Below are 8,110 nucleotides of genomic sequence, written 5' to 3'. Positions count from 1 at the left end.
ACCTGGCGCACCCGCTCGCAATCGTCGTGGACATCGGCTTCCACGCCATCCAGCTCGCACAGCAGGATGGCCTCGGCGTCCACCGGGTAGCCGGCATGGATGAAATCCTCGGCGGCGCGGATCGCCAGGTTGTCCATCATCTCCAGGCCGCCGGGGATGATGCCCGCGGCAATGATGTCGGCCACGGCGCGGCCGGCGGCTTCCACCGAGTCGAAGGCCGCCAGCAGCACCTTGGCGATCTGCGGCTTGGGCAGCAGCTTGACCGTGACTTCGGTGATCACCCCCAGCAGGCCTTCGGAGCCGGTGAACAGCGCCAGCAGGTCGAAGCCCGGCGCGTCCAGGGCCTCGCTGCCCAGGGTCAGGGGCTGGCCCTCGACGCTGAGCATCTGGACCTTGAGCAGGTTGTGCACGGTCAGGCCGTATTTGAGGCAATGCACGCCGCCGGCGTTTTCCGCGACATTGCCGCCAATCGAACAGGCGATCTGCGAAGAGGGGTCGGGAGCGTAGTACAGGCCCCAAGGCGCGGCGGCCTGGGAGATCGCCAGGTTGCGCACCCCGGGTTGGAGCCGGGCGCAACGGGCGGCGGGGTCGATCTGGAGGATTTCCTTGAAGCGCGCCATCACCAGTAGCAGGCCCTTTTCCAGGGGCAGGGCGCCACCGGACAGGCCCGTGCCGGCGCCCCGGGCCACCACCGGCACCCGATGGGCGTGGCAGATCTGCAGGATGCGCTGCACCTGGTCCAGGTGCCGGGGCAGGGCCACCAGCATCGGCGTGCTGCGGTAGGCGCTCAGGCCATCGCATTCGTAGGGTTTGAGCTGTTGCTCCTGGTCCAGCAGCTCCAGCTCCGGTAGCTGCTGACGCAGGGCCTGGATCAGGGCCTGGCGGTCGACGTCGGGCAGGGCGCCATCGAGGCGTTCGTCGTAGAGAATCGTCATGGCGGCTAAGGACCTTGTGTGGTTTTTATCAGGTCGCGAATGCTGTACGGCTGCCTTGCATGATTGGCCCGGCGGGCTTTAGTGTCCATGTGCGTTGGCAGTGGTCGAACCACTTTGTTTTCCAGGGCAGGCCGGGGTTTTTCCGAAAGATCAGGTTTTTCAAAAGCTTGGCGGGCGCGCAGGAATAGCCGGACAAATGGCACAGGGCTGGTCATACCAGTGGGAGGAAGCATGCAGGACACGCAAGCGGGGCGTCGGCCCCAGGTGGCGGACCTGGTCTGCGCACGGATCGAGCGGTTTATCGTCGACGGGGTATTCAAGACCGGCCAGTTGCTGCCCTCGGAACGGCGCCTGACGGCCAAGCTCGGGGTTTCGCGCACGGCCCTGCGCGAGGGCCTGAAACTGCTGCGGGCGCGGGGCATCATCGACACTCGACAGGGCCGCGGCTCCCAGGTGGCGCAACTGTCGGCCCCGGCGGCGCAGTCGCCGCTGATGCATCTGTTCAGCTCCCAGCCCCGCACCCTCTACGACCTGCTGGAAGTGCGCAGCCTGCTTGAAGGCGAGTCGGCGCGGCTGGCGGCCCTGCGCGGCACCGAAGCGGATTTCGTGCTGATCGAGCGCGCCTACCATGCCCTGCTGCAGGCCCATGAACAGGCCCTGGAGCCCGCCGCCCTGGCGCGCCTGGACCACGCCTTTCACCTGGCGATCTGCGAGGCCTCGCACAACCCGGTGCTGGTGCAGACCCTGGGCTCGCTCACCGACCTGCTGCTGAACTCGGTGTTCGCCTCGGTCAACAACCTCTATCACCGCCCGGCGCCCAAGCGCCAGATCGACCGCCAGCATGCGCGGCTGTACAACGCAGTCACCGGGCGCCTGCCGGAACAGGCGCGCAAGGCAGCGGTGGTGCATATCCAGGGCATTGCCCGCAACCTCAGGGACATCGAGGACGAAGAACAGCGGCTGGTGCGCGCTACCTTGCGTTTGCAGGGCTGGGAGTGAGTGGCCGACCATCAGTCGCGTGCGCCCTGGCCGGGCGGTGCCTTGGCCTAACCTGTGGGGACTCGGCCCGAGCGGGGCGCTCGGTGAAGCACCCGCCCAAAGGCCCGAGCCTTGAACCCTAGGAGCCATGCCATGTCCACGCAAACCTGTGCCTGCCCGGCCTGCACCTGCAAGCTGGGCGCCCATGCCATCGTCCGTCACGGCAAGCACTACTGCTGCCAGGCGTGCGCCGACCATCACGCCCACGGCGAGCCTTGCGCTTGCACCGAAGGCTGCAAATGCGCCAAGGGCGCCCACGGCTGAGAGGGGATCGGCGGGTGGGGCCGTGCGGCTCCACCCGCGTTGCTGCGTCCTAGACCGAAGGGCGCCAGGTGACGTTTTCGATACCGAACTTTTCGGCCATGGGCTTGCTGGTCTTCTTCACCCGTTCGCGGCCGAAACGTCCTATCCGACCCACTCCAGCGTCGCAACTGGCCCAGTGCCAGGCCTCGGCGTTGTCCATCTTTTCCTGGCGGATGATGAAGGACTTGGGGGCGCCGTGGAGGGTGTATTCGATGACGAAAAGTTTTGCGTTGTTCATAAAGCCTTTGTTCCTCCCTGTGATCTTTTAGTGATCCTGGCGCGGCGGAAAAATTCACTCTGATTGTCCGCCCGGGCTACCGACGGTCATGGGCCGCCAGCCGCTCTATCCGAATGGATTCCCGAGCGGCGCCCAGGCCTTCATCCGGATGGGCGCGGCAGCGGTTGGCGGCGCCCCGGGCGGCTGGTTACCATGGGCGCCCGCCGACCTGCCGCGACCTTGCCATGGCCCTAGCCGCACCCCCCGACCTCAGCGACCCCGCGATCCCGGTGCAACCCCTGGCCCGCACCTATCCGCGGGGCTTGTTCATCGAGCCCCATGAACACGATTGGGGCCAGTTGCTCTACGCCATGAGCGGGGTGATGTGGGTCGAGACGCCCCATGAAGCCCTGGTGGTGCCGCCCCAGCGCGCGGTGTGGTTGCCGCCGGGGGTGAGCCACGGGATTCGCGTGGTCAGCGACCTGCAGATGCGCAACATCTACCTGCGCCCGTCCCTGGCGGCGACCCTGGACCCCAGCGTCCAGGTGCTGCAGGTGGACAACTTGCTGCGCGAATTGATCGTGCGCCTGGTGGAACTCGACCCGCCGCAGCCGGAGTACTACGAGGCGCTGGTGGGGCTGGCCCTGCTGGAACTGCGCCGGGCTCACCGCTCGCAATTGAAGATAGCCCTGCCGGACGCCTCCGACCGGCGCCTGGGCAGCCTGTGCCAGGCGGTGATGGCGGCGCCGTCCCTGGCCATCTCCTTTGAACAGCACGCCGATGCGGCGGGGGCCAGCGTGCGCACCTTGGCGCGGCTGTTCAAGGAGCAGTTGGGCGTGGGCTTTGCTGAATGGCGGCGCCAGGTGCAACTGGCCACTGCTGCCGCGGAGCTGATCCAGGGTGTACCGGTGAGCCGCATTGCCCGGGAGCTGGGCTATTCCCCCAGCAGCTTCAGCGACATGTTCCGCCGGGAACTGGGTGTCGCGCCTTCCCAGTACGCCAGCGCCAGCCAGGTGTAGCCGCTGCCACAGGCTCGGGCCGCGTTCGGACGAACGGCTCCGCAGGAGACGTGAAGATCCGGAGAGCGCCGGATGTGCATCAGGTGGACGCCAGCCAAGCGACCGCCAGGGTTTCGGCCTTGGCCGAAATCCTGAAGCACTTGGCCGATGCCGCGGGACCGTGCCACCTAGACTGTGCCGCACACGCCACTTCACCCCGGCATGAGCCGCACGGCCTCTGGAGCGCAGCATGAACTACCTGATTTCCCTGGCCGCCGGCCTGTTGGTCGGCCTGCTTTACGGCGCCTTGCAGGTGCGTTCTCCGGCGCCGCCGGCAATTGCCCTGGTTGGCCTCTTGGGCATGCTCGGCGGTGAGCAGTTGTGGCCCCTGGGGCGCCAGTTGCTCGGCAGCTGGCTGTCCTGAACACGCATTTTTCCTTTCTCCCCCGACTCATGGAACCGACGATGAAAGCACTGCAATTTTCCGCCACCGGCGACCTCGCGGCCCTGCACGTAGTGGACCTGCCCACCCCGGTACCGGGTGCTGGCCAGGTGCTGGTGCGCATCAAGGCCGCGGGCCTCAACCCCAGTGATGTGAAGAACGTCCTCGGGCGCTTTCCCTACACCACACTGCCGCGGGTGCCCGGGCGGGACTTTGCCGGGGTGGTGGAGCAGGGGCCGGCGCAACTGCTGGGCCAGGAAGTCTGGGGCACCGGCAAGGAGCTGGGCTTCTTCGCCGACGGCAGCCATGCCCAGTACGTGGTGCTGTCCGCCCAGGGCGTGGCCCGCAAGCCACGGCACCTGAGCTTTGCCCAGGCCGCAAGCCTCGGGGTGCCCTACACCACAGCCTGGGATGCCCTGGAGCGCAGTGGCGTAGCCCGTGGCACCCGGCTGCTGGTGATCGGCGGCGGCGCGGTGGCCTCGGCGGCCCTGGCCCTGGCCAAGGTGCGCGGGGCCCGGGTGCTGGCGGCGGCGCGCCGGGTGGAGCAGGTCCAGGCGCTTGAAGCCCAGGGCTACCCGACCTTGCACCTGCAACAGCCGGAAACCCTGGCGGCCCAGGTGGCCGAAGTCTATGCCGGCGGTGCCGAGGTGATCTTCGACACCACCGGCTTCTGGCTGCCGGCCTCGGTGCCGGCCCTGGCCACCTTTGGCCGCATCGCCATCATCGCCGCCCCGGTGGACGGCCATGTGCAACTGCCGGCCCTGGCGCTGTACCGCAAGGGTGGCTCGGTGGTGGGGATCAACTCGCTGTTGTATGGCGTAGAGGCGTGCGCGGCGATGCTGGAGCAGTTCGGCCGCTATTTCGATGAAGGCCTGCTGCCGCTGCCGGAAGGCCTGGTGGAATCGCCGCTGGAGCGGGGGCTGGAGCGTTATGCCGAAGTGAACCAGGGGCGCGGCGAAAAAATCATCCTCATCCCCTGAGCGCAGCGGCCATCCCTGCGTAGGAGCCAGCTTGCTGGCGAAGAGGGCCTTGAGACCTCCATCGCCGGCAAGCGGAACGCCGCCTGGCCGCTCCCGGGAGAGAAATCAGGTCTCGGGCACGCCCTTTTCCCAGGCCGACCAGTTGCCGAGGATGTCCTGCACCAGGGGGTTGCCCGCCCGGTAGAGGTTTTCCAGGGCCGGGACAAAGCCGCCCTGGTCGGCGTACTTGAGCAGGTTGTCCACTTCGCTGGCCCCCGGGGCCGGGCGGTCGAAGTCGGAACCGGCGCGCACCACCGCCAGGCGCTGGATGTCCAGCAGGCCCTCGCGGCTGGCCCGCAGCAAGGCTTCGTAGGTGGAGTTGTCTTCCTGCTGGGTGGTGCAATAGGTGCCTTTGTTGTCGGTCAGCAAGCGGGTCCAGACCTCCGCCCGTTCGCTCAGGCGGGTGCCGGAAAACCAGGTGTTGCCCGCCAGGGTGTCGCAGCGGGTCACCACCGGTGGTTGGTTGGCCGGGGCCTTGGGGTATTTCAGGCGCCAGGCCGCCGACTCCTTGCTCTCGCTCAGGGCCACGTTGCGGCTCAGGGCGAAGGCCTTGGCCTGGAGCTTGGGGTTCAGCTCGAAGACTTCGGTCTTGTAGTCCAGGGGCGGTTTTTCGTTGGGGCCCTTGGTGTTGATCCCCAGGTAGCCGGTGGGCCAGCCCTCGGGCGCATCCCGGGAGTCGATTTCCCACTGGGTGCCGAACTCCACCAGGTAATGGGCCCAGGCGGCGGTGCCGATGGTGCCGTGCTGGGGGCTGATGCCGGCGATCCCGGCAATCAGGAAATAGCTCTTGCGCAGGTCGAATTTGGGCGACAGCGCCAGGGCCAGGGTCGACGCCGCGGCATTGGTCTGGCCCATGCCCGTGGTCAACAGGCACACCTCCCGGTCGTTGCAGCGAATCACCGGATACTCCGCCGCCAGCCCCGGCACGCGGATCTCGCGCTTGAGCTCCAGGCGCTCGATCCAGTGCTGCGCTTCCGGCGCGAACATGCTGATCAGCACCACCTTGGGCTTGATCGGTGCCTCACTGGCCCAGGCGCCGCTAGCCACCAGTGCACTCAAGCCCATTGCCCACGAAACCTTTTGAATCCCACGCATACAACCTCCATGAGTGCCGTTAACCGGCGCTTATCCTGCCTGATCCAGGTTGCAACTCATCGCAACCGCTCTTGTCTTGCCGCTGCTTTAAAACTGATAGCCAACCCCGGCGTAATAGCCCCAGCCATTGGAGCGGGCGCGGAATTCGCCGTCGCCGAAATTCAGCACGCTGCCGTCTTCCCAGTTGCCGCCGTTGTGGAAGTAGCGGCCCACCAGGGTGAAGCGCAGGTGGGTGAAGGAATAGAGCAGCACGTTGGTGGCCACCGTGGCGTTGGCGGTGCGGGCCGGGTTGTCCTTGTGCAGGTCGGAGCCGAAATCGAAGTTGGTGAAGCCGATGTAGGTCAGCGAGGCACCGTTGCTGAAGCTGTCGATGGGCACGATGTATTTCAGCTGGGCGCGATAGCCGTCCCAGGAATACTCGTTGCTGGCGCCGTAGTTTTCCCACTGGTAGCGGCCGTAGAAGTTGGCCGAGAGGTTGACCCGCGAATGGGTGTCGATGTCGGTGCCCAGGCCGCTGTACAGGGTGTTGGCGCGGTTGGCGGTGCGGCTGCCGTGGTCGTAGATCCAGTCGAAGGCCACGTACCACTCCTTGAACGGGCCGATGGCCAGGCTGCGGCCGGCCAGGTAGTCGATGGAGATTCGCGGCTCGTGTTCCATGAACAGCGGCGAGCCGTGGTCCCAGATGCCCTTGTCGTGGCTGTTGCCGATGTCGAGGATCTTCGGCAGGTCGATGTAGCCGTACAGCTCGAAGGGGCCCTTGCGCCCGAAGTATTCGTATTCCAGGTAGATGTCGTCTGCCGGGCGCGGGCCGAAGCTGATGTCCTTGCTGCCGATGAGCATCAGGTCCTGGTTGTACCAGTCGGAGAGGTAGGCGCCCTGTTTGGCCGGTTGCACATCGGCGCTCAGGCTTTTGCCCTGGGCCGAGTCGTCCGCCGGGGCGGCGGTGGGCTGGGCGAAGGCGCTGGGTAGACCCGTAACGCCGGCCAGCCACAACGAAACAGCCAGGGTACGGCAGGACGCATGGCGTCGCAGAGGGTTGAGCATGGAAAGTCCCTGTTCTTGCAGTGTGAAGTCCCTTGTGCTCGACACTTCGAAAGAAGGCGGCGAACACCCACGAAATTACAACTCGCAAACGTTTGCATATGGCGTACCAACTTGAAACAGCGGCTTGCGACAAAGGCGTGAATGGCGGCGGGATTGGCGCTTGGGGCGGGGTGCGTGCCGATGGCGGGGAGGGCCGGGCGCTGCAGGCCTGGGCAATGCCCGCCCCCCAGGCCCGGCGCTGGTGCAGGCGCGCAATGCTAGAGTGCGCCACTTACCCGCCACCACCTCGGGAGTGACCATGGAGCTGTCCGACCACCTGCTGATGCTTGAACGCCAGTTGCAACAGGCCGAAGTGCGTGCCGATCGCCAGGCGCTGGAGGCCTTGCTGGCCGATGACTTTCTTGAATTCGGCGTCAGCGGCGGGCGCTGGGACAAGGCCCAGGTGCTGGCCAGCCTGCCGCAGCAGGTGTTCATCGAACGGCGCATCAGCGAGTTCGCCGTGCAGTGCCTGGGGGCCGACCTGGCCCAGGTCACCTACCTGTGCCATAACGCCGCAGCGCCCGGGCGGGCGGCCAGCAGTGCCTGGCGCAGCTCGCTGTGGCGCTGCCAGGAGGGGCGCTGGCAGATGCTGTTCCATCAGGGCACGCCGCGGCCAAGTGCCTGAGGGCTCTGCTAGAATCCCGGTCCCAGACTTGACGAGGTGCCCCATGAGCGAGCCGATTCGCCTGACCCAGTACAGCCACGGAGCCGGTTGCGGCTGCAAGATTTCCCCCCAGGTACTGGAGGTGATCCTGGCCGGCAGCGGGGCGCAGAACCTCGACCCCAAGCTCTGGGTCGGCAATGCCTCGCGCGATGACGCGGCGGTGTACGCCATCGATGAAGAGCGCGGCGTGGTCTCCACCACCGACTTCTTCATGCCCATCGTCGACGACCCCTTCGACTTCGGCCGCATCGCCGCCACCAACGCCATCAGCGACATCTACGCCATGGGCGGCGACCCGCTGATGGCGATTGCCATT

General features: G+C 66.7%; 11 protein-coding genes. 7 read left to right on the top strand and 4 right to left on the bottom strand.

All coding sequences use genetic code 11. From position 1 onward, the window contains the following. Positions 1 to 935: FAD-binding protein (locus F6S12_RS28290; RefSeq protein WP_315869588.1), on the bottom strand; the 935-nt coding region annotated here is incomplete at its 3' end. Between the two features lie 231 nt (positions 936 to 1,166). Between F6S12_RS28290 and glcC the strand changes: the two genes are divergently transcribed. Both glcC and F6S12_RS28280 read left to right on the top strand, forming a co-directional pair. Then, complete coding sequence (gene glcC / locus F6S12_RS28285) at positions 1,167 to 1,934, top strand: transcriptional regulator GlcC (RefSeq protein ID WP_315869587.1); 768 nt, start codon at positions 1,167 to 1,169, stop codon at positions 1,932 to 1,934. Between the two features lie 132 nt (positions 1,935 to 2,066). Further along, entirely contained in the window at positions 2,067 to 2,237 is a 171-nt protein-coding gene (locus F6S12_RS28280) for a metallothionein (protein WP_053157581.1), read from the top strand. A 49-nt stretch (positions 2,238 to 2,286) separates the two neighbouring features. Here the strand turns inward: F6S12_RS28280 and F6S12_RS28275 are convergent, their stop codons facing one another. Continuing rightward, a complete protein-coding gene (locus tag F6S12_RS28275) occupies positions 2,287 to 2,514 on the bottom strand; it encodes a DUF6555 family protein (RefSeq protein ID WP_011060569.1) in 228 nt (75 codons plus the stop codon). A 224-nt stretch (positions 2,515 to 2,738) separates the two neighbouring features. Between F6S12_RS28275 and F6S12_RS28270 the strand changes: the two genes are divergently transcribed. The 3 genes from F6S12_RS28270 to F6S12_RS28260 all read left to right on the top strand — a co-directional run bounded on the left by F6S12_RS28270 (position 2,739) and on the right by F6S12_RS28260 (position 4,913). After that, positions 2,739 to 3,512: an AraC family transcriptional regulator gene (locus F6S12_RS28270; RefSeq protein ID WP_053150559.1), complete on the top strand. Its 774-nt coding sequence runs from the start codon at positions 2,739 to 2,741 to the stop codon at positions 3,510 to 3,512. 229 nt (positions 3,513 to 3,741) lie between these two features. Further along, on the top strand, positions 3,742 to 3,915 hold the full coding sequence (locus F6S12_RS28265; RefSeq protein ID WP_015635062.1) for a DUF1427 family protein: 174 nt from the start codon (positions 3,742 to 3,744) through the stop codon (positions 3,913 to 3,915). A 41-nt stretch (positions 3,916 to 3,956) separates the two neighbouring features. Next, complete coding sequence (locus F6S12_RS28260; RefSeq protein WP_053157584.1) at positions 3,957 to 4,913, top strand: zinc-binding alcohol dehydrogenase family protein; 957 nt, start codon at positions 3,957 to 3,959, stop codon at positions 4,911 to 4,913. A gap of 105 nt (positions 4,914 to 5,018) precedes the next feature. On the opposite strand, the gene F6S12_RS28255 is transcribed toward F6S12_RS28260, so the two are convergent. Both F6S12_RS28255 and F6S12_RS28250 read right to left on the bottom strand, forming a co-directional pair. After that, positions 5,019 to 6,047: a purine-nucleoside phosphorylase gene (locus tag F6S12_RS28255; RefSeq protein ID WP_041117289.1), complete on the bottom strand. Its 1,029-nt coding sequence runs from the start codon at positions 6,045 to 6,047 to the stop codon at positions 5,019 to 5,021. Positions 6,048 to 6,134: 87 nt separating this feature from the next. Next, complete coding sequence (locus tag F6S12_RS28250) at positions 6,135 to 7,091, bottom strand: nucleoside-specific channel-forming protein Tsx (RefSeq protein ID WP_315869586.1); 957 nt, start codon at positions 7,089 to 7,091, stop codon at positions 6,135 to 6,137. Between the two features lie 262 nt (positions 7,092 to 7,353). On the opposite strand from F6S12_RS28250, the gene F6S12_RS28245 reads away from it, so the two are divergent. Together F6S12_RS28245 and selD are read left to right on the top strand one after the other, a co-directional pair. Then, positions 7,354 to 7,755 carry a DUF4440 domain-containing protein gene (locus F6S12_RS28245; protein WP_230493591.1) on the top strand — a complete coding sequence of 134 codons (402 nt, stop codon included), beginning with the start codon at positions 7,354 to 7,356 and terminating at the stop codon, positions 7,753 to 7,755. A gap of 43 nt (positions 7,756 to 7,798) precedes the next feature. Continuing rightward, on the top strand, positions 7,799 to 8,110 hold a 312-nt coding region (selD, locus tag F6S12_RS28240), incomplete at its 3' end, for a selenide, water dikinase SelD (RefSeq protein WP_315869585.1).

Origin of the sequence: Pseudomonas sp. JV245A (assembly GCF_032424515.1) — a bacterium.
GTDB lineage: Bacteria > Pseudomonadota > Gammaproteobacteria > Pseudomonadales > Pseudomonadaceae > Aquipseudomonas > Aquipseudomonas protegens.
The sequence above is the reverse complement of the archived record's forward strand: the minus strand, read 5'-3'. Positions and strand labels throughout refer to the sequence as shown.

Excerpts from the sequence above, each read along its gene's own strand:
- glcC (WP_315869587.1), top strand. The coding sequence starts at position 1,167 with ATGCAGGACACGCAAGCGGGGCGTCGGCCCCAGGTGGCGGACCTGGTC.
- F6S12_RS28280 (WP_053157581.1), top strand. The coding sequence starts at position 2,067 with ATGTCCACGCAAACCTGTGCCTGCCCGGCCTGCACCTGCAAGCTGGGC.
- F6S12_RS28275 (WP_011060569.1), bottom strand. The coding sequence starts at position 2,514 with ATGAACAACGCAAAACTTTTCGTCATCGAATACACCCTCCACGGCGCC.
- F6S12_RS28270 (WP_053150559.1), top strand. The coding sequence starts at position 2,739 with ATGGCCCTAGCCGCACCCCCCGACCTCAGCGACCCCGCGATCCCGGTG.
- F6S12_RS28265 (WP_015635062.1), top strand. The coding sequence starts at position 3,742 with ATGAACTACCTGATTTCCCTGGCCGCCGGCCTGTTGGTCGGCCTGCTT.
- F6S12_RS28260 (WP_053157584.1), top strand. The coding sequence starts at position 3,957 with ATGAAAGCACTGCAATTTTCCGCCACCGGCGACCTCGCGGCCCTGCAC.
- F6S12_RS28255 (WP_041117289.1), bottom strand. The coding sequence starts at position 6,047 with ATGCGTGGGATTCAAAAGGTTTCGTGGGCAATGGGCTTGAGTGCACTG.
- F6S12_RS28250 (WP_315869586.1), bottom strand. The coding sequence starts at position 7,091 with ATGCTCAACCCTCTGCGACGCCATGCGTCCTGCCGTACCCTGGCTGTT.